21 protein-coding genes and 2 tRNA genes are annotated in these 17,677 nt (G+C 68.5%); 17 read left to right on the top strand and 6 right to left on the bottom strand.

Translation table 11 applies throughout. The features are described 5' to 3' along the window. The first annotated feature begins 21 nt into the window (after positions 1 to 21). Positions 22 to 2,040 carry a DNA primase gene (dnaG, locus tag I8D64_RS01775; protein ID WP_200500785.1) on the top strand — a complete coding sequence of 673 codons (2,019 nt, stop codon included), beginning with the start codon at positions 22 to 24 and terminating at the stop codon, positions 2,038 to 2,040. 22 nt (positions 2,041 to 2,062) lie between these two features. On the opposite strand, the gene I8D64_RS01770 is transcribed toward dnaG, so the two are convergent. Then, entirely contained in the window at positions 2,063 to 3,490 is a 1,428-nt protein-coding gene (locus I8D64_RS01770; RefSeq protein WP_200500784.1) for a M48 family metalloprotease, read from the bottom strand. 495 nt (positions 3,491 to 3,985) lie between these two features. Further along, entirely contained in the window at positions 3,986 to 4,399 is a 414-nt protein-coding gene (locus I8D64_RS01765; RefSeq protein ID WP_200500783.1) for a hypothetical protein, read from the bottom strand. Positions 4,400 to 4,840: 441 nt separating this feature from the next. Between I8D64_RS01765 and I8D64_RS01760 the strand changes: the two genes are divergently transcribed. From I8D64_RS01760 to I8D64_RS01710, 11 genes are all read left to right on the top strand, one after another. Beyond that, on the top strand, positions 4,841 to 5,047 hold the full coding sequence (locus tag I8D64_RS01760) for a helix-turn-helix transcriptional regulator (protein ID WP_246482631.1): 207 nt from the start codon (positions 4,841 to 4,843) through the stop codon (positions 5,045 to 5,047). Continuing rightward, complete coding sequence (locus I8D64_RS01755; RefSeq protein ID WP_200500782.1) at positions 5,044 to 5,331, top strand: hypothetical protein; 288 nt, start codon at positions 5,044 to 5,046, stop codon at positions 5,329 to 5,331. Before I8D64_RS01760 ends, I8D64_RS01755 begins: the two co-directional genes overlap by 4 nt. Next, entirely contained in the window at positions 5,328 to 5,669 is a 342-nt protein-coding gene (locus I8D64_RS01750) for a hypothetical protein (RefSeq protein ID WP_200500781.1), read from the top strand. Before I8D64_RS01755 ends, I8D64_RS01750 begins: the two co-directional genes overlap by 4 nt. Next, positions 5,666 to 6,022, top strand: a complete 357-nt coding sequence (locus tag I8D64_RS01745; protein WP_200500780.1) for a hypothetical protein — start codon at positions 5,666 to 5,668, stop codon at positions 6,020 to 6,022. The genes I8D64_RS01750 and I8D64_RS01745 overlap by 4 nt, the downstream gene beginning before the upstream one ends. After that, positions 6,019 to 6,369, top strand: coding sequence for a helix-turn-helix domain-containing protein (locus I8D64_RS01740; RefSeq protein WP_200500779.1), 351 nt, complete (start codon positions 6,019 to 6,021; stop codon positions 6,367 to 6,369). The genes I8D64_RS01745 and I8D64_RS01740 overlap by 4 nt, the downstream gene beginning before the upstream one ends. Positions 6,370 to 6,753: 384 nt before the next feature. After that, entirely contained in the window at positions 6,754 to 7,446 is a 693-nt protein-coding gene (locus I8D64_RS01735; protein ID WP_200500778.1) for a hypothetical protein, read from the top strand. Between the two features lie 50 nt (positions 7,447 to 7,496). Further along, positions 7,497 to 8,057, top strand: a complete 561-nt coding sequence (locus I8D64_RS01730) for a hypothetical protein (RefSeq protein WP_200500777.1) — start codon at positions 7,497 to 7,499, stop codon at positions 8,055 to 8,057. Between the two features lie 35 nt (positions 8,058 to 8,092). Further along, positions 8,093 to 8,635 carry a hypothetical protein gene (locus I8D64_RS01725; protein ID WP_200500776.1) on the top strand — a complete coding sequence of 181 codons (543 nt, stop codon included), beginning with the start codon at positions 8,093 to 8,095 and terminating at the stop codon, positions 8,633 to 8,635. Positions 8,636 to 9,004: 369 nt separating this feature from the next. Beyond that, positions 9,005 to 9,616, top strand: a complete 612-nt coding sequence (locus I8D64_RS01720; protein ID WP_200500775.1) for a hypothetical protein — start codon at positions 9,005 to 9,007, stop codon at positions 9,614 to 9,616. A 217-nt stretch (positions 9,617 to 9,833) separates the two neighbouring features. Continuing rightward, positions 9,834 to 9,983, top strand: coding sequence for a hypothetical protein (locus tag I8D64_RS01715; RefSeq protein WP_200500774.1), 150 nt, complete (start codon positions 9,834 to 9,836; stop codon positions 9,981 to 9,983). 25 nt (positions 9,984 to 10,008) lie between these two features. Further along, on the top strand, positions 10,009 to 11,295 hold the full coding sequence (locus tag I8D64_RS01710; protein ID WP_200500773.1) for a tyrosine-type recombinase/integrase: 1,287 nt from the start codon (positions 10,009 to 10,011) through the stop codon (positions 11,293 to 11,295). A 75-nt stretch (positions 11,296 to 11,370) separates the two neighbouring features. Here I8D64_RS01710 and I8D64_RS01705 read toward each other — a convergent pair. Beyond that, positions 11,371 to 11,444 (bottom strand) — tRNA-Ile (locus tag I8D64_RS01705). Positions 11,445 to 11,582: 138 nt separating this feature from the next. Between I8D64_RS01705 and I8D64_RS01700 the strand changes: the two genes are divergently transcribed. Beyond that, complete coding sequence (locus I8D64_RS01700; RefSeq protein ID WP_200500772.1) at positions 11,583 to 12,791, top strand: NupC/NupG family nucleoside CNT transporter; 1,209 nt, start codon at positions 11,583 to 11,585, stop codon at positions 12,789 to 12,791. Between the two features lie 31 nt (positions 12,792 to 12,822). Here I8D64_RS01700 and I8D64_RS01695 read toward each other — a convergent pair whose 3' ends face one another. Next, positions 12,823 to 14,052, bottom strand: coding sequence for a M20 metallopeptidase family protein (locus I8D64_RS01695; RefSeq protein WP_425490257.1), 1,230 nt, complete (start codon positions 14,050 to 14,052; stop codon positions 12,823 to 12,825). 160 nt (positions 14,053 to 14,212) lie between these two features. Here I8D64_RS01695 and I8D64_RS01690 point away from each other — a divergent pair. The 4 genes from I8D64_RS01690 (at position 14,213) to I8D64_RS01675 (ending at position 15,970) form a co-directional block, all read left to right on the top strand. Next, positions 14,213 to 14,288: transfer RNA gene (locus I8D64_RS01690), tRNA-Asn, on the top strand. 111 nt (positions 14,289 to 14,399) lie between these two features. Then, positions 14,400 to 14,891, top strand: coding sequence for an OsmC family protein (locus I8D64_RS01685; RefSeq protein WP_200500771.1), 492 nt, complete (start codon positions 14,400 to 14,402; stop codon positions 14,889 to 14,891). Next, positions 14,888 to 15,391 (top strand): peptide deformylase, encoded by a 504-nt coding sequence (def, locus tag I8D64_RS01680; protein WP_200500770.1) that lies wholly within the window; start codon positions 14,888 to 14,890, stop codon positions 15,389 to 15,391. Before I8D64_RS01685 ends, def begins: the two co-directional genes overlap by 4 nt. 87 nt (positions 15,392 to 15,478) lie before the next feature. Beyond that, positions 15,479 to 15,970: a DUF3145 domain-containing protein gene (locus I8D64_RS01675; RefSeq protein ID WP_200500769.1), complete on the top strand. Its 492-nt coding sequence runs from the start codon at positions 15,479 to 15,481 to the stop codon at positions 15,968 to 15,970. A 133-nt stretch (positions 15,971 to 16,103) separates the two neighbouring features. Here I8D64_RS01675 and I8D64_RS01670 read toward each other — a convergent pair whose 3' ends face one another. After that, on the bottom strand, positions 16,104 to 17,345 hold the full coding sequence (locus I8D64_RS01670) for a beta-ketoacyl-[acyl-carrier-protein] synthase family protein (RefSeq protein WP_200500768.1): 1,242 nt from the start codon (positions 17,343 to 17,345) through the stop codon (positions 16,104 to 16,106). A 72-nt stretch (positions 17,346 to 17,417) separates the two neighbouring features. Continuing rightward, positions 17,418 to 17,666 carry an acyl carrier protein gene (locus I8D64_RS01665; protein ID WP_152352887.1) on the bottom strand — a complete coding sequence of 83 codons (249 nt, stop codon included), beginning with the start codon at positions 17,664 to 17,666 and terminating at the stop codon, positions 17,418 to 17,420. Positions 17,667 to 17,677: the final 11 nt, after the last annotated feature.

Raw genomic sequence — 17,677 nt, 5'->3', positions numbered from 1 at the left:
GAAGGAGGGGACGAGGAGCCGATGAGCCAGGGCAGGATCCGCCGCGAGGACGTCGAGAAGGTCCGGGGCACCGCACGCCTGGACGAGGTCATCGGCGAGCACGTCACCCTGCGCAGCGGGGGCATCGGCTCGATGAAGGGCCTGTGCCCCTTCCACGACGAGAAGACTCCCAGCTTCAACGTCCGTCCGCAGCTGGGCCACTGGCACTGCTTCGGCTGCGGGGAGGGCGGGGACGTCATCTCCTTCGTGCAGAAGATCGACAACCTCAGCTTCGTCGAAGCCGTGGAGATGCTCGCCGGCCGCTACGGCGTCGAGCTGCACTACGAGGACGTCGGCCGCGGAGGCGGCGATCGCCCCGACTTCGGCACCCGCCAGCGCCTGCTGGACGCCCACGCGATCGCCGAGGAGTACTTCCGCGAGCAGCTCGCGACCGCGAGCGCGCAGGTGGGTAGGCGTTTCCTCGCAGAGCGCGGCTTCGACCGCGAGGCCGCCGAGCGCTTCGGCGTCGGTTTCGCCCCGGAGGGCTGGGACAGCCTGCTGGGACATCTGCGCGGGCGCGGCTTCACCGAGCCCGAGCTCACCGCGAGCGGCCTCGTCTCCCAGGGCCAGCGCGGGGTCTACGACCGCTTCCGCGGCCGGCTCGTCTGGCCCATCCGCGACGTCACCGGCAAGACCATCGGCTTCGGCGCCCGCCGGCTGCTCGAGAGCGACCAGGGCCCCAAGTACCTCAACACGCCCGAGTCGCCGATCTACCACAAGTCCCAGGTGCTCTACGGCCTCGACCTCGCCCGCAAGGAGATCTCCTCCCAGCACCGCGTGGTCGTCGTCGAGGGATACACCGACGTCATGGCCGCGCACCTCGCGGGCGTGACCACGGCCGTCGCGAGCTGCGGCACCGCCTTCGGCGCCGACCACGTGAAGGTGGTGCGCCGCATCATGGGGGACACGAACCCCTCGGCCGGACTGCGCCTGAACGCCGACGGGCGCGGGCTCGGCGGAGAGGTCATCTTTACCTTCGACGGCGACGCCGCCGGCCAGAAGGCGGCGCTGCGCGCCTTCGAGGAGGACCAGCGCTTCGTCGCCCAGACCTTCGTGGCCGTCGAGCCCGGCGGCATGGATCCCTGCGAGCTGAGGATCGCCCAGGGCGATGCGGCGGTGCGCGATCTGGTGGACTCCCGCAAGCCGCTCTTCGAGTTCGCCATCCGCTCCGTCCTCGCCCAGGTCGACCTGGACACCGTCGAGGGCCAGGTCTCCGGCCTGCGGATGGCCGCACCGGTGATCGCCCGCATCCGCGACCGCGCCATGCGCCCCGAGTACGCTCGGCGCCTCGCCGGCTGGCTCGGGATGGACGAGCGCACGGTGCTGCGCGCGGTCCACGACGCCGCCCGCACCGCCCCGCAGCAGGGCCGGCACGCCGAGCGCCCCGGGGAGACGGCGCCGCAGGGCGGAGCCGGACAGGGCACCGGCTCTCAGGGCTCCTCGGCCGACGGGGCCCGCGCCGGCGCCGACGACGCCGCGGCCGGCATCCCGATCATGCGCCTCGCGGACGTCGTGAACCGCCGGGACCCCGTGGGCCAGGTCGAGCTGCAGTCCCTCGCCGTGATGCTGCAGGTGCCGCGGATGCTCGACGTCGAGCGCGTCGGCTCCCTGCCCGATGACTCCTTCCACGTCCCCGCCCTGCAGGGGGTGTGGGACGTGATCCTGGCGACCGGCACCCTGCTCGACGCGGTCGAGGGCACGCTCGAGGCGGCCCGCTTCATCGATCAGGTGCTCGAGATCGCGGGGGAGACGGTGCGCCCGCTCATCATCGAGATCGCCAACGTCGAGCTCCCCGCGCGCGACGAGCAGGATCTCCAGCGCCTCGCGACCTCGCTGCTCGACAGGCTCACCGAGCTCTCGATCACCCGCGAGTTCTCCGTGCTGCGCCAGCGGCTGCAGCGCACCGATGCCGGTGCGGACCCCGAGGAGTACCAGCGCATCCTCGGCCAGCTCACCGCCGCCCAGGAACGCCGACGGGCCCTGCACTCGCGGGACGAGTGAGAGCCCGAGGGGCGGGAGCCGATCAGATGACGGGCGAGGCCGTCTGCACCTCCCGCACGCTCGGCTGGCGGGCGTAGTCGACGCCGGGGAACCGCCCGAACTGGTCGGTGCGTCCCGAGGCGTGCTGCGCCTCGGCCCGCTCGAGCAGGGACAGGGCCTGATCGGGCGTCGGGTAGCGGTCGCTGAACGAGCTCCCCGCGGGCAGGACCGGCGGGTACCAGGCGCCCGCGCCGCCCCCGAACAGCCCCGGCCGGAACCACAGGTGGCCCGGTCGGGTGCGGTCGCGCAGCGCATGGGCGCGCCAGGTGTTGATCGGGTGGCTCGCCTGCCAGTTGGCGATGTGCAGCCAGAGCCCCTTCTCGGTCGCGGCGCGGTCGGCGAGCTCGTTGACGTTGACATCGGCATTGAGGTACTTGCCGGCACCCAGCACGGCCATCACGCCCGGGGCGCCCTGCGGGCAGAAGGCGTAGCCGAAGTTGTCCGCCGTGTACTCCTGCGTGCGCGAGTAGGCGGCGCCCAGGAGGGGGATCTGCGCCAGGAGATTGCTGAACAGCAGACGGAAGTAGGACACGTGGCCCGCGGCCAGGTGACCCACCTCGTGCCCGATCACGAACCGCAGTGCCTCCGGGTCGCGGACAGCGCCGCCGACCTCGAACAGGTCCGAGTAGACGACGACGAATCGCCGGAACCCGTGACCCGAGGCGAAGGCGTTGATCAGGCCGTTGCCCAGGACCACGTAGGCATCGGGCACGCGCCGCAGACCGTGGTGGGCCGCCGCCTCGGCCACCATGCGGTAGCCCTCCGGGAACTGGGTGGGCGACATCCGGATGCCTGAGGCGCGCTGCTGCGCGTACAGCAGCGCACGGGAGATCCAGAGGATGAGCGGCAGCAGCATCACGATCGCGAACAGCTGGATCACGAGCGATCCGAAGGGGCCGGTCTGCAGGTCGAGCAGGGTCGGTCCCTCGCCGCGGATCGCGTTGACGATGCTCATCACCACGAGGATCGTCCACAGCAGGTAGGCGCTCAGGGTGACGACGATGCCCACGATCAGCAGCGGGATCTCCCACGGGTGGCGGATGCCCCGCTGGCCGAGGATCCCGTGCGTCGTCGCGCCGTTGACGAGGTTGGGTGCCGGCGGCCCGCCGGGCGACGCGCCGCCACCGGGACTGAAGCCCCCGCCCGACGGCGGCTCACCGGGGATGCCAGGGCCACCGGGCGTTCCCGGTCCGCCCGGGGAGCCTGGGCCACCGGGGGACCCGGGGCCGCCGGGGTACCCGGGGGAGCCGGTGCCGCCGGGGTACTCGGTGCCGCCGGGGTACCCGGGCGCTCCAGCGGAGGCCGGGCCGGCGGGATACCCGGGCGCGCCGGAACCGCCGTTGACGGACGGGTCGCCGGCGGTATCGCCGGCGGACGGCTGCCCCAGCGGGGAGGACGGGGGATACGTCATGGAGGGCTCCTCGGAGGTCGACGGTGCGATCACACGGTAGCGCTCGGAACGTTCCATGCGACATCGACCTCGGTCGATGACCCGATCAGCCGTGTGGACGACTGGACGGGTGGACGAGGGGCCCTCGCAGGGTCGGGGGCGGGTCGTCCCCGTCGTCCTCGCGAGGCACTCGCGCACTCCGGACTACCCGTAGGCGTCCGCGTCAGCATCCTCGCTGGTGAAGTAGGCCAGGCGGGGCTTGAACCCGCGACCGACGGAATCGTGGGCACCCAGATTCGTCACCCGCGGTGACTCCGCATGACGGATCCGTGACCTGCGTAGAAGGATTCTTCCCAAGTGGTGCGGCATGACTCGGGATGTTCCGAGTTGAGGAGCAAAAGACAGAGTAGACACAGAGTCTGTGTTTTGCGCCCCGGCCCTGACGCCTCCGAACACACAAGCGCCCCGGCCTCCCGAAGATGGAGGACCGGGGTGCTCTGCTATGTCCTGAGGGATCTACGCCGACGCGCCGTCGGCCTCGCGGTCAAGATCTCGCACGAGAGCCTCGAGGCGTCCCCACAGCGCCGGCACGAGCGGGTGATCCCGGAGCTGTTCCGCATCGCCGCCGTACTCGGCAACCGGCAAGCCGTCAGGCGACCACGGAGCCTGGAGCATCCCGCCCTCGGTCCACTGCGGCTCCACCTCGGCGAGCGCGTAGAGCACTTCCTGTTCGCCGTCGCCGGGGGCGAGGTCCACGCGCGCCATGCCGAGCACGCGCAACTCTGCGTCGAAGCACTCCCGGTCCTGCCACACCCGGACGAGACAGCCGGGGCAGTCGCAGACCGGGGTTGCTGCCATGGCCACGCCGATTCCGGCCTCCGGTGCGATGACTGCGGCGTGCCAATGGGTCGAGATCTCTGTGATGTTCATGCAGGCATCGTAGCTGGTTAACCTGATAGTGTATCACCTAGCCGTGGTACATAGGTGTGGGTCTATCGGACGCGTCCACCCTCGCTGGTCAAAGCGCGACCACTGATGAACCTTGACACCCAGTCGAACAGGTGTACGATGGGTACTTCCGGTCGAGGGCCGCACCTAGCAGGCCCCGCCCCATCGCCTCCCGGCGAGAAGGCGAGCAGGTTCCCCACTCCACGTGGTGCGCGAGTTAGGCGTACAGGCGTCGAGGACCTGCGGCAGTTGGATCATTTCCAGACGGCGCGATGGAACGCGCTGGCGTTGAGACCACTGCACGAGGAGGACGCGGAGCGAACCGCGACCCTCGCCGAGATCCGATCTCTGAACCGCCCGCCGATGAGGACCGATGAGTCCCGGGGCTGAAGGCGTCGAGATCCACCACTGAAGGACATCGACATGTCCAACACCACCTACGCCGATCGGCTGCTAAACGAGCACAACGCTGCGGAGATGATCGGCTCCACCGCCGGCACGCTGCGCACCTGGCGCTGCGACGGTAAGGCCGATGCCCCGCCCTTCCTGAAGGTCGGCCGTTCGGTCCGCTACAGGGAGAGCGCACTCATCGCATGGATGGACAAGCTCGAGGGCGGTGATGCCGCATGAGCGAAGTCGTCTTCGATTCGCAGATCCACCATCGGCGGATGAAGGAGTCGGGGGCCTACCGAGGCTTGAGGCTGGCTCTGCTGATCCACGAGAACCGAGACGACAGCGGCCACTGGTCGCCGGCGAGCATGGCCTCGCTGCGGCGAGCGCTGGCGGGACCGAAGGAGGACAAGTGCTCTGTCGTCGATGTCGAGGTGGCCATCAGGCAGCTCAAGTCTCAGGGCGTCCTCGAGCGTGAGTGCGAGTGGAGGCACCTTCAGCTCACGGGCGGTGGGGCAGAGTGAGTTGGATCCGTCTTCCTGATGTCGTCCACGTCGAGCTGATCACGGATGAAGTCATGGCCCTACTGCGAGCGAAGGGACCGGAGGCACTCAGTGACGACGCCAAGATCATCTTGGCTTCCCTGCTGTTCGCCGACGAGGAAGGCATCGCCACGTTCGGCTCACGCACTGTGCCTCGTTGGCTGAGCCCGGGGGAGGTGCAGCTCACGTACCCGGAGTGCCGTGAGCGGGTGCTCCACGTGATCGCGGCCGGGGCGCTGGCTCCAGGATCGAGGCGTAAGCAGCTCAGAAGCATGATCGGCCGTCGAGCCGAGGTGCAGGAGCACGAGGGGGCCGCATGAACCGCGTGCAGATCGCTGACTCCGTAGAGGCGATGCAGAAGAACGGGGCGGGTCTGGAGTTCCTTCTCCTCGCGCTCACTCTCCAGAATGCCGGGCCCTCCGGTGCCTGGGAGGTGGGGCTCCGTGAGGGCTACCAGCGGGCTCTGGGGAAGGCGTCCCCGGCGGACATCGCCGAGGCTGTCGAGCACCTCAAGGCGGCGGGGGTGTTCGCCGACTACGCGACCACCTGGAGGCCGGCGCTGGCGATGCCTGAGCGTGTCCTCGCGGCGGCTGCGCAGGAGCCCGATAGCGCCCAGCGCCGGCAGATCGGTGGGCACCTGCCCTCCCTGGACTCGGAGACGGTGGCCGCATGACCTTCTCCATGCTGAGTCACGGGCACGCCGAGGCGTTCATGCTCGAGCAGGAGTTGCCCACGTCCATGCGGCTCTGGATGGCGGCATCCGAGAGGTGCGACTACGTGGGGCACGCACTGTTCGACTCACGGGAGCTTGAGGCGATCCTCAACGTGAGCGGGCAAGCCGTCCGTACGGCCCTAGCCAAGCTCAAGCGAGCGGGCGTGATTGCCGACGAGTCGACCTCTCGCCACGTCTTCCTGGTCGGCGTCTCGAATGGCACCGGGCAAGCGCGCCGGCTGGCTGAGCGTAGGCACATGGAGACCATCGGCAGGCGGTACGCCGGTCCATCGCGACCACGTTCCTAGATCTTGTTGCCGTCTGTTGCCAAACGAGCAGAAATCCGCAAGGTATCCATGCGCTTTCACGGGTAACAGTGCAGGTCAGAGATATGTCCACTATCTATAGGGCAACGAAGAGGAGAGATGGACAGCTTGACCAAGGATCCCTAGATCCCAAGAGCCCAAGCGTCCCCTGGCCTACCGGCCATCGGGAGTTCTAGTTCGAGGTGCAACGAGGACAAGAGTTCTAGGGGTTCAAGGATCCCTAGTTCCCAAGAGCCCAAGCGCTCCCTGGCCTGTCGGCCATCGGAGTTCTAGACCCACTGCAACGAGGAGTCGAAGAGGAGAACCTCTCCTACTCGTTGCGCCTAAAGGGCCGCGAAGCGGCCCACCAACGAAGAGGAGTTCAAGATGTCTACTTCATCGAAGACCCAGAAGTCCAAGACCCCTAGCGCCGCTGACGCGGCGCATCAGTCCCTCGCCGAAGCCGAGGACGCCCTCGCCGCTGTCGCGGCTGAGGTGGACAAGCTCGAGGGAGAACGGGATCAGATCCTCGCTGACATCGAGGCCGGCTCCATCCTCGCCGATGTCGAGCGACTCTCTGAGCTGGAGGAGGAGCACCTTCCCAGGAAGCATGAGCGCCTCGAGCACCTCGAGCGGGTGAAGGGGATCGCCGAGCAGAGCATCACCGCCCTGGAGCTGGCCTCCCTCGGAGCCGACGGGGCGGGTTCACTCCCTGCCGCATGGGACAGGTTCACCCATGATCGCTCTCTCGCCGAGGAGAAGATACTCGCCGGGATCGAGGAGCTGAAGAGTGCCACGGACGAGTGGTCCACGGCGTACAACTCCATCGCCACCAAGGCCCGGGCCGTTGGTCTGGTCGAGGGGGTGACGGATCCTCTGCACCGGGTGCAGGTTCGGGTCGCTCGACCCTACGACTCCCACAGCGGGAACATCACTGCCGTCCTCGCTGACGGTGACGAGTACCGAGACCAGTCGGCATCGACGGTGGTCGGCGATGTCGTCTCCAAGGGCGACGCCGGAGTGCGCCGCCACATTGCCCAGAGCCGCGAGGCCGACTACCTGGGGCAGGCGTGGCGCTGATCGAAGACACCACCGAACACGACGGCACCATCACGAAAGAGCAGAACACCATGAGCACCACCACCACCGCTTCCCCTCTCGCCGCCATCGTCTCGTTCGACGAGGACACTCTCACCGGGGATCAGAGGGCTGATGTCCTCACTCTCGCTGAGCAGATCCTCCGAGGAGCAGATGGAGACGTGGACCTCTTCCCGTTCGACCCCACGGGCCATGTGTCCCCCGTCCACCTTCTCCGCCGGCGGCTCGTCGCCTCGAAGGTGAACATCGCGCACGACCCCGTGGACGCGCTGCCGGGCCTCGGCGAGTACGTCCTCATCCTCGAGGCTGTCTGCTACCGCGACCCTGCGAAGCACGAGCGCCTCGAGCCCATCGCACCTCTGGCTCGGGACATCCTCCGTCTCGGCGAGACGATCCCTGCATCGGAGTCCCACTACGCACCCGAAGATGGCACCCTGCGTTTCGGCTCCGTGGACCTCTCCGTCGGCGACGTGAGCATCACCGGGGCAACGCTGGGAGCAGGTGCCGGCTTTGCCGATCTCCCGTCGGGTCTGAAGGCGGAGAAGATCCGCTACCGCCTCCGGTTCGACATCACGGCGAACGGCCGGCGATGAGCGAGGAAACCAAGAGGTGCACGAAGTGCTCCATCGTGAAGCCGCTCGAAGAGTTTCATCGGAACCGAAAGGCGAAGGACGGGAGGCGTCCGAACTGTCGAGAGTGCGCGGCCGAGTACGCCCGGCGGCGCTACGCCGAGGATCCCGCCAAGGTCCGAGCAGCATCTCGGGCATGGCGAGATGCTCACCCGGAGCAGGTCGCCGCGACCGGCAAGGCGTGGCGCGAGCAGAACCGGGACAGGGTCGAGGCGAACCACTGGCGGATGGAGTACCGGCGCCGGGCACGTCGAGCCGGCCATGAGCCCGCAGTGGAGATGTTCGATCGCTCAGACGTTGCGGCCCGCTGGGGAGATCAGTGCTTCCACTGCGGCGGTCCGTGGGAACATCTGGACCACTTCCCCGTGGCCGTGCAGGACGGAGGTCACCACAGCCTCGAGAACGTCCGTCCTTCTTGCGAGAAGGATAACTACGCCGGCAAGGTCGGAGCCAAGATCCGGCGAGAGCTGATCGCCGAACGGGATCAGATCATCGCTGACACCGAGGCTCTGATCGCCGACGCGCGAGCACTCGCCGGCTGACCGTCCGCTGCACCTGCAACAGACAGCGCCCCTGTCCTGACATCACGTCGGGGCAGGGGCGCTTTCTGTCGTCTGCTGGGAGCCTCGAGACCCTCGAGACACTCAGTTGTCTACAGTCCACCAGTGCGTTTCGTGAAGCGTGATGCCCGAGGGGCACCCGTAGTGGGGTAGACGCTCTCCCGGCTCGAAACCTACTAGCTTGCAGTGGGAGCAGAACATCGCTCAGACAGTGCGAGGGGCGAGCACTGGAGACGAGAACTAGGGTCCGGGGTGCCCGGGGAGGGGTAGGCCTGTTTTGACCTCTCCTAGCTCTGCGCGGCGCGCTGTGCGCATGGGCACCCAGTCCGCTAGGGCGGCTACAGTGCGCCGATGGATCACTTCTTTTGGCGAAGCATCGTTACGCCGATCGTTGTCGCCGTCGTCGGCACACTGTTGGTTGAGTACCTGGCGAAGCCTCGCCTCGAAGCTCGCAAGGTGCGACTGCTTCAGAACCGGGCTGCGGTCGACGCGTTCACACTCGCCATGCAGCGAGTGGGACAACTCGCGGGAGCGCTCCCCAGCGATGACTTCCTGGCTCGCAACCCCAGGCTGCACGAGTTCGCAAAGAGTGCGATCTCGGAGCTTGACGCTGCGACGGATGCTGCCTCTCGAGCCCTTTCGGGGCTCGGGCTCCCTTACGTGGTGAAGCATCGCTCCCACATCGGCAGGACCGCCATGTACCTGGGGTACCTACGCGGCCGCTGCTTCATCGCCGGCGAGAAGCCACTAGGCAACATCACGATGCTCAAGTCGGCTTACGAAGAGCTGGAGAAGTTCGACAAGTACTACCAAGTGCACCTGGGCTTCAAGGATAGCCAGCGCCGTTGGTTGCCGCGCGTGCTGTGGAGGTGGACCAAGCAACGAAAGTACGTCGACGAGAGTTCGCAGTTCTTAGCGGAACTTGGCTTGGAACCGCCGTCGCCAAAGCCTCCCGAGGAGTAGAAATCTCCCGAGACTCGGGCCTACTGGAACCCGTACACCTGCGGGCCGGCTGTGACCGGGCGGGGGAAGTGGATTCTCGCTCGAGGGTTCATACCCCAGGGGTCTGCTGTGATGCTCCGTTGCCGGCGTGCGCTGGGATGACGCGGCTTAGAACCCGGTGACAAAGTCTGTGTATTGGTGTACGGTGCCTCCATCAGCACCCGATGAAGGAGACGACATGGACACCAACGATCAGCGGATCATCGCCAAGGCCCGGCAGGACGCCCGCGAGTGCGACTGCAGGGGCTGCCTGGCATCCGACTGGCTGCCGACAGATCGACGCGAAGAGCTGGCAGACATCGCCGACGGCACGAGCAGCGCTGCCTGATACGGCGCACGAGGAGTAGGACGACATGGCACGCAGGGCGCTAGCACGTGGGGAGTTCGGAGAGGTGAAGCTCTCCGGGCTGGTCGAAGGACGATGGGTCAAGGAGGAGACGGTCAAGGCTGAGAAGCTGCGGCCCTCGAGGTGGAGGGCAACCGTGCTCTACCAAGACGGCAAGGCCAAGCGCCCCCGTCCGCTCTCTGCCGAGGACACGGCGAAGGAGCGAGCGAGGACGAGGATCTCTGTGCGGATGGAGCAGGAGACGACGAAGTCTGCTGCACCCGAGCTAGGCCGGCGGACCCTCGAGCAGGGCGTGCGGCAGTACCTCGAGGGCCTCGAGGCTGGCAAGCCGAAGCGGTCTCCGTCGACGGTGCGCACCTACCGGCAGGTGGTCAACAGCTACGTACTGCGCGAGTCGTCGCTCATCTCAGGCATGGCGCTGGCAGACATCACCCCGCTGGACCTCATGCGCGAAGCGCAAGCGATGGGGGAGGAGGGTATGGCCTCGCATGTCCACCACGCTAAGGCGATCTGGTCTGCCGTCTTCCGCGAGGCCGTCCTCGCTGGGGCGGTAACAGTGAACCCCGTTCGCCTGATGGAGCCGCTCGAGCTGGAGAAGCCGAAGGGGCGGACGCACAGCAACGGCGCTGCGCACGACACGTCCCGTGTCCTCACCGAGGAGGAGTCGAGCACTCTGCTGCGGAAGGTCTACGCCGACCCCGACGCCGCCCGGAAGGGCATCGCCGACCTTCTTCTGCTGGGGACGTACCAAGGGCTGCGCATCGCCGAGGCCGTCTCCCTCCGATGGGAGGATCTGGACCTCGAGTCCGAGCACCCGACACTCACTGTCGCCGGCACTCTCCAGCCAGTGAAGGGCCAGGGGATCATCTGGCACGGGACGCCGAAGTCTGCTGCGAGCCGTCGCACCATCCCCCTGGTACACCAAGACGTGATCGACATGCTGCGTCGGCGTCGAGACGAGCGGGCGATGATGCCGAAGCACCGCGACCGCGAGGTGCAGAAGATCCGGGATGCCCACGTGTTCCTGAGTCCGAAGGGGCGCATCCCCAACGTCGACAACGTCAACAAGGACGTGCGCACTGCGCTGGACGGGGCAGGCTTTCCGTGGCTCACGTACCACGGGCTGCGACACACACTCTCGGTGCGACTGAAGCAGCGGGGCGTCCCGGCAGTGACGGCGGCGCGGTTCCTGGGACACACCGAAGCGGTCAACGCTGCCACCTACAGCGACCGCGCCACCGTGCCAATGCAGGTGCTCGAGGTGGCTGACCGGCTGGCTCTGCCGAGCGCCTGATGCGCCCTCGTGCCGAGCAGAACACAGAGTAAACACAGACCGAGCGAGGCGCTGAGAACGTCTGCGCTGGTCAAGTAGGCCAGGCGGGGCTTGAACCCGCGACCGACGGATTATGAGTCCGCTGCTCTGACCGGCTGAGCTACTGGCCCCTGACAACGGGAGCGAGCATATCGTCTCCGCGCCGCGCGCCCGTCCACCGTCCCAGCGCCTCGATTCCTGGAATGCCGCTCCGCGCGCGGTGCGAGTAGGGTGCCTGGCGGCCACCGCCTCCCAGGGATCGGACCCTCATGCACGTCCTCGTCGGCATCGCCGGACTCATCGTCTTCCTCGCGCTCGCCTTCCTGCCCTCCCGCGACGTGGGGATGCTGAAGAAGAAGGCCCCCTACATCGGGATCATGCTCGCGCTGCAGTTCGTGCTCGGTCTGCTGATGCTCCGCACCGGCGTGGGGCAGGCGGTCATCTCCGTGATCGCCGCGGTCTTCGAGACCCTGCTCGGATATGCGCGCGAGGGCGTGAGCTTCGTGTTCGGCGGGCTCGTCGACGTCGAGGCGGACGGCAGCGGCCCCTTCATCTTCACCTCGCTCATGCCCATCATCGTGATCTCCGCGCTCATCGGCATCCTGCAGTACCTGCGAATCCTGCCGCTGGTGATCCGGGGCGTCGGCCTGGTCCTGTCGAAGGTGACGGGCCTGGGCAAGCTCGAGTCGTTCAACGCGGTCTCCTCGGCGATGATCGGGCAGTCGGAGAACCTCATCGCGATCAAGCGCATCCTGCCCACGCTGCCCGAGCACCGCCTCTACACGATCGCGGCCTCGGCGATGTCCACGGTGTCGATGTCGATCGTCGGCGCGTACATGACGATGATCGAGCCGCGGTACGTGGTCGCCGCGATCGTGCTGAACCTCTTCGGGGCCTTCATCATCGTCTCGCTCCTGAACCCCTACACGCTCACCGAGGAGGAGGACGTGATCGTCGAGCCCGAGCACTCGAAGCAGTCCTTCTTCCAGGTGCTGGGGGAGTACATCACCGACGGCGGCAAGGTGGTGCTTTCGGTGGTCGCGATGCTCGTGGGCTTCGTGGCGCTGATGGCGATCCTGAACGGGATCTTCGACTCCGTCCTGGGCATCAGCTTCCAGCAGCTGCTCGGCTACGTCTTCGCGCCACTGGCCGTGCTCACGGGCGTGCCGGTCTCGGAGTCGGTGGACGTCGGCCGGCTGATGGCCACGAAGCTCATCTCCAACGAGTTCGTGGCCATGCTCTCGTTCACCGACGCGAACCCCGGCGGCAAGCTCGAGCTGTCCGCGCGGGCCACGGCCATCGCCCAGACCTTCCTCGTCTCCTTCGCGAACTTCAGCTCGATCGGCATCATCGCCGGAGCCGCGAAGTCGCTGGCTCCCGAGCAGGGCGAGACGATCGCCCGCTTCGGTCTGCGCCTCCTCTACGGCGCGACCCTGGTGTCCTTCGTGAGCGCCACGGTGGTCGGGATCATCGTCTGATCCCGACCACCGGGGAGGCCCGGTCGCCGGTTCAGGAGCCGGCGTCGGCCTTCCGCAGCCGGCCGTGAGCGAGAGAGGCGAGCGCCGCCGACTGGTCGGCCAGCACCGAGTCGTCGAAGAGCATCTCCGGGGAGTGGTTGACCGCGAGCTCCCCCTCGGGCAGCTCGTCGGGAGAGCACAGCAGGAACACGAAGCACCCGGGCACCTCCTGCAGCACGTAGGAGAAGTCCTCGGAGCCCATCAGCGGCTGGGGCGACTCGTGCACGCGCGCCGGGCCGAATGCCTCGCGCAGCTCCGCGACGGCGAACGACTCCTCCGCGTCGTCGTTGACCGTCGCCGGGTAGAGGATCTCCCAGTCGACCTCGGCGCGCGCTCCGTGGGCGCGGGCGATGTTCTCCGCGAACTGCCGCACGAGCTCCCCGAAGCGATCAGCGGACTCCGCCGTCATCGTGCGCACGGTCGCCCCGAGGGCCGCGGAGTCCGGGATGACGTTGATGGCGCTGGACGCCTCGAGCGTGGTCACCGATGCCACCACGGGATCCGCAGAGGAGAAGCGTCGCGAGATCATCGTCTGCAGGGAGCCGGCGATCTCGACGAGCGGCGCGACCGGGTCGATCGCCCGCATGGGCTGGGATCCGTGCCCTCCGGCGCCGTGCACGCGCACGCGCAGGTTCGCGGCGCCCGCCATGACCGTGCCCGCACGCGTGATGAAGGTGCCACGGGGCCCCGGGCCCACATGGATGCCGTAGGCGGCGATCGGACGCTCGCCCGCGGCCTCGAGCACTCCCTCGCGGATCATCGGCTCGGCCCCGCCGGGTCCTTCCTCGCCGGGCTGGAACATGAACACGATCCGGCCGGGGAGCTCCTCGCGATGGGCGGCGAGGAGTCGGGCGGCGCCGACGAGCGCCGAGGTGTGCAGGTCGTGCCCGCAGGCGTGCATCCGACCCGTGGCGGAGGCGAAGGGAAGGCCCGTGCGCTCCTGCAGGGGGAGCGCGTCCATATCCGCGCGCAGCAGCACCACGGGGCCAGGGCGGCCTCCCTCGAGGACGGCCACGATGCTGCTGAGGGACGCGCCGGTGGTGATGCGCAGCCCCAGATCCTGCAGGGCCGCGAGCACGCGCTCCTGGGTGCGGGGGAGGTCCAGGCCCAGCTCGGGGTCCTGGTGCAGGGTGCGCCGCAGGGCGACGAGGTCCGGGAGGTGCTCGATCGCCTCCTGCGCGTAGGAGGGGATCGATGCGGGGGTGTTCTCCGAAGTGGTCACCGGCGCACGCTACGCCCGCGATCCCTGGCCGTGCACACCGTGTCGCCGTGGCCCGCACGGCAGCCTCGGAGCGAACGTGGACTGCGTCATAATCCCCGCGTGGAGGCCCTTTCCGGGGTGCGAGCCGGGGCGTGCTTTGCTAGAGTCGTCCAGGTCGCGATCCCGCGTAGCTCAATCGGCAGAGCATTCGACTGTTAATCGAACGGTTACTGGTTCAAGTCCAGTCGCGGGAGCCAGAAGGAACAGGTCAGCCCCGGTCACGGCCGGGGCTGACCTGTTCCTGCGCGCGGCGGGGACGGACCTCGGCGCGGAGGCGGTCACCCACCGCCGGCAGACCGGAGGCGATCATGACCAGCGTTCCCGAGGCGACGTTCCCGCTCCCCGACGAGTTCGGCGAGGGCAGCGTGTGGGTGGATCGCGTGGGCCAGCGCTCTCTCGTCGGCCGCAACCGCCGCGGTGTCGAGATCCCCATCGGCAAGGGCGAGGGCCAGGTCGACCCGGGGGAGCTGCTGAAGATTGCACTGATCGGCTGCGCGGGGATGAGCATGGACATCCCCGCCTCGCGCCGGCTCGGCGAGGACTTCGCACTGCGGCTCTGGGCCCACGGCACCTCCGACGAGACCTCCAACCGCTACGGGGCGATCCACGAGCAGATCCAGCTGGACCTCGACGGGCTCTCGGCCGACGAGCTCCGCCGGCTCCGCGCGGTCATCGACCGATCCATCGAGGCGTCGTGCACGGTGCAGCGCACCGTGGTCCCGGGCGTCGGGGTCGACCACGAGATCCTCGGCCTGGACTCCGCTCTCGAGGACGACGAGCGCGAGGCGCAGCAGCGATGACGGTCCGGCCCATCCGCGTGATCGGCGACCCCGTGCTGCGGACGGTGTGCGATCCCGTCCGCGAGATCACCGACGGGGTACGCACTCTGGTCGCCGACCTCCTGGACACCGTGGACGACGAGGGCCGTGCCGGCGTCGCCGCCAACCAGATCGGCGTCACCCTGCGCGCCTTCTCCTGGCGCCTGGACGACGAGGAGGGCTCGCGCAGCCTCGGCTACGTCCTGAACCCCGAGATCACTGAGCTCTCCGAGGAGCTCCAGGAGGACGGGGAGGAGGGCTGCCTCTCGGTGCCCGGTCTCTGGTACCCCCGCACCCGCGCCGTCTTCGCCCGCTGCGAGGGCACGGACCTCGACGGACGCCCCGTGGTCCTCGAGGGCGAGGACATCGTCGCGCGGCTCATCCAGCACGAGGTCGGTCACCTCGACGGGCAGCTCTTCATCGACGGCCTCGAGCGTCCTGTGAAGAAGCGGGCATTGCGCGACATCCGCGAGAGGCTCTAGGCTCTACCCTGCACGACCAGGGACAGCACACCTTCTGCTGAGCGCCGATTCGTTGGGGAAGACGCATCGGACATCGGAAGGGGCGTCATGACCCAGGGTGTGCTCTTCATACACTCCGCTCCGCGAGCCCTCGCACCGCATATCGAATGGGCCGCGCAGGGGGTGCTCGGCGTGCCCGCACGCCTGCGCTGGGAGGATCAGCCCGCACATCGCGGCCTCGTGCGCGCCGAGCTCGGCTGGCGCGGCCGTGAGGACACAGGCGCGCGCCTCGTGAGCGCTCTGCGCAGCATGGGCGACGTGCGCTTCGAGGTGACCCAGGAGGCGACCACGCAGGCCGACGGGGCTCGCTGGAGCTTCACCCCGGACCTCGGCGCCCATCACGCCGTCACCGACCGTGCGGGCAACACCGTGCTCACCGAGGACCATCTGCGCGGATGCATGGAGCGCGCGGGCATGGACCCGCAGCGCATGCGCCACGAGATCGGGGTCGCCCTCGGCGAGCCCTGGGACGAGGATCTCGAGATCTACCGCTACGGCGGCGAGGGTGTGCCGATGCGCTGGCTCCACCGCGTGAGCTGACCGCGGCGCACAGCGCTGACCGCGGCGCACAGCGACGCTCCCCGATGCAGGAAGGGCCCCGCACCACCTCGACGGTGGTGCGGGGCCCTTCCTCTGCGCTCCGGGGAGCCCGGGACCGTTGCGGGCCGTCGGCTCAGGAGTTCGTGAACACCACGGCGACGTCGTGGCCGCCGAAGCCGAAGGCGTTGTTCAGCACGGCGATGTCCCCCTCGGGGAGGGCCACGGGGGCGTTCTGGGCGATCTCCATCGGCGTCTCGGGGTCGAGGTTCTCGATGTTGATCGTCGGCGGAGCGAGGCGCTCGCGCAGCGCGAGCACGCTGAACAGCGACTCGAGCGCGCCGGCACCGCCCAGCAGGTGACCGGTCATCGACTTCGTGGAGCTCACGACGATCTGGTCGGTCTCGTCCTCGAGGGCCTGGCGCACGGCCTGCAGCTCGCCGATGTCGCCGAGCGGGGTCGAGGTGCCGTGGGAGTTCACGTGGCGGATGTCCGCGGCGGCGATCCCCGCGTCCTCCACGGCCTCGCTGATCGCGTGCGCCTGTCCATCCTGCAGGGGAGCGGAGATGTGGTGCGCGTCCGAGGCCATGCCGCGGCCTGCCACGTACGCGTGGACCTTCGCGCCGCGCGCCTTCGCGTGCTCCTCGGACTCGAGGACCAGGATCGCGGCGCCCTCGCCGAGGACGAAGCCGTCGCGGTCCACGTCGTAGGGCCGCGAGGCGTGCTCGGGGTCGTCGGTCCGCGTGGACAGCGCGCGGATGTTCGCGAAGCCGGCGAGGGGCAGCGGATGCACGCACGCCTCGGTGCCGCCGCAGACGACCACGTCGGCACGGCCGGAGCGGATCATGTCGAAGGCCTGGGCGACGGCCTCGGAGCCCGAGGCGCACGCGGAGACGGGCGTGTGGGCGCCGGCGCGGGCGCCCAGGTCCATCTCGATGTGCGCGCTCGAGGAGTTCGCCATGAGCATCGGGACGGTGAAGGGGTTCACGCGGCGCGCGCCGCGCTCCTTGACGACGTCCCACTGGTCGAGGATCGTCCAGACGCCCCCGATGCCCGTGCCGACGACCACGCCGAGGCGGTAGGGGTCGACGTCGGGCGTGCCCGCGTCGGCCCATGCCTCGCGGGCCGCGATCATGGCGTACTGCCCGGAGGGGTCGAGCTTCTTGGCCTCGGGGCGCGAGAGGATCGAGAGGGGGTCGATCGCGACCGTGCTGGCGAAGTCGACGGAGAGGCCGAAGCGCTCTTTCCAGTCGTTGTCGAGGGTGTGCGCCGTCGAGGTGCCCGCGAGTGCGGCCTCCCAGGTCGAGGCGACGTCCCCGCCCAGCGGGTTGACGGTGCCCAGACCGGTGATGGCGACGCGGGTGCGATCAGCTGACATGCGGGATGTCCTCCGGGAAGGTGGGGATGACGAGGGACGCCCGGAGCATCCGCTCCGGGCGTCCGAGGTGGGTCAGGCCTGGGCGCCGGCGATGTACTTCACGGCGTCGCCGACGGTGACGAGGTTCTTGACCTCCTCGTCGGGGATGCGCACCTCGAACTTCTCCTCGGCGTTCACCACGATGGTCATCATCGAGATCGAGTCGATGTCGAGGTCGTCCGTGAACGACTTCTCGGGCTGGACGTCCGAGGTCTCGACACCGGTCTCCTCGTTGACGATCTCAGCGAGGCCCGCGAGGATCTCGTCTTCGGTGTGAGCCATGGGGTTCTCCT

Source organism: Brachybacterium halotolerans (assembly GCF_016623465.1).
Lineage (GTDB): Bacteria > Actinomycetota > Actinomycetes > Actinomycetales > Dermabacteraceae > Brachybacterium > Brachybacterium halotolerans.
The sequence above is the reverse complement of the archived record's forward strand: the minus strand, read 5'-3'. Positions and strand labels throughout refer to the sequence as shown.

Excerpts from the sequence above, each read along its gene's own strand:
- dnaG (WP_200500785.1), top strand. The coding sequence starts at position 22 with ATGAGCCAGGGCAGGATCCGCCGCGAGGACGTCGAGAAGGTCCGGGGC.
- I8D64_RS01770 (WP_200500784.1), bottom strand. The coding sequence starts at position 3,490 with ATGACGTATCCCCCGTCCTCCCCGCTGGGGCAGCCGTCCGCCGGCGAT.
- I8D64_RS01765 (WP_200500783.1), bottom strand. The coding sequence starts at position 4,399 with ATGAACATCACAGAGATCTCGACCCATTGGCACGCCGCAGTCATCGCA.
- I8D64_RS01760 (WP_246482631.1), top strand. The coding sequence starts at position 4,841 with ATGTCCAACACCACCTACGCCGATCGGCTGCTAAACGAGCACAACGCT.
- I8D64_RS01755 (WP_200500782.1), top strand. The coding sequence starts at position 5,044 with ATGAGCGAAGTCGTCTTCGATTCGCAGATCCACCATCGGCGGATGAAG.
- I8D64_RS01745 (WP_200500780.1), top strand. The coding sequence starts at position 5,666 with ATGAACCGCGTGCAGATCGCTGACTCCGTAGAGGCGATGCAGAAGAAC.
- I8D64_RS01740 (WP_200500779.1), top strand. The coding sequence starts at position 6,019 with ATGACCTTCTCCATGCTGAGTCACGGGCACGCCGAGGCGTTCATGCTC.
- I8D64_RS01735 (WP_200500778.1), top strand. The coding sequence starts at position 6,754 with ATGTCTACTTCATCGAAGACCCAGAAGTCCAAGACCCCTAGCGCCGCT.
- I8D64_RS01730 (WP_200500777.1), top strand. The coding sequence starts at position 7,497 with ATGAGCACCACCACCACCGCTTCCCCTCTCGCCGCCATCGTCTCGTTC.
- I8D64_RS01720 (WP_200500775.1), top strand. The coding sequence starts at position 9,005 with ATGGATCACTTCTTTTGGCGAAGCATCGTTACGCCGATCGTTGTCGCC.
- I8D64_RS01715 (WP_200500774.1), top strand. The coding sequence starts at position 9,834 with ATGGACACCAACGATCAGCGGATCATCGCCAAGGCCCGGCAGGACGCC.
- I8D64_RS01710 (WP_200500773.1), top strand. The coding sequence starts at position 10,009 with ATGGCACGCAGGGCGCTAGCACGTGGGGAGTTCGGAGAGGTGAAGCTC.
- I8D64_RS01700 (WP_200500772.1), top strand. The coding sequence starts at position 11,583 with ATGCACGTCCTCGTCGGCATCGCCGGACTCATCGTCTTCCTCGCGCTC.
- I8D64_RS01685 (WP_200500771.1), top strand. The coding sequence starts at position 14,400 with ATGACCAGCGTTCCCGAGGCGACGTTCCCGCTCCCCGACGAGTTCGGC.
- def (WP_200500770.1), top strand. The coding sequence starts at position 14,888 with ATGACGGTCCGGCCCATCCGCGTGATCGGCGACCCCGTGCTGCGGACG.
- I8D64_RS01675 (WP_200500769.1), top strand. The coding sequence starts at position 15,479 with ATGACCCAGGGTGTGCTCTTCATACACTCCGCTCCGCGAGCCCTCGCA.
- I8D64_RS01670 (WP_200500768.1), bottom strand. The coding sequence starts at position 17,345 with ATGTCAGCTGATCGCACCCGCGTCGCCATCACCGGTCTGGGCACCGTC.
- I8D64_RS01665 (WP_152352887.1), bottom strand. The coding sequence starts at position 17,666 with ATGGCTCACACCGAAGACGAGATCCTCGCGGGCCTCGCTGAGATCGTC.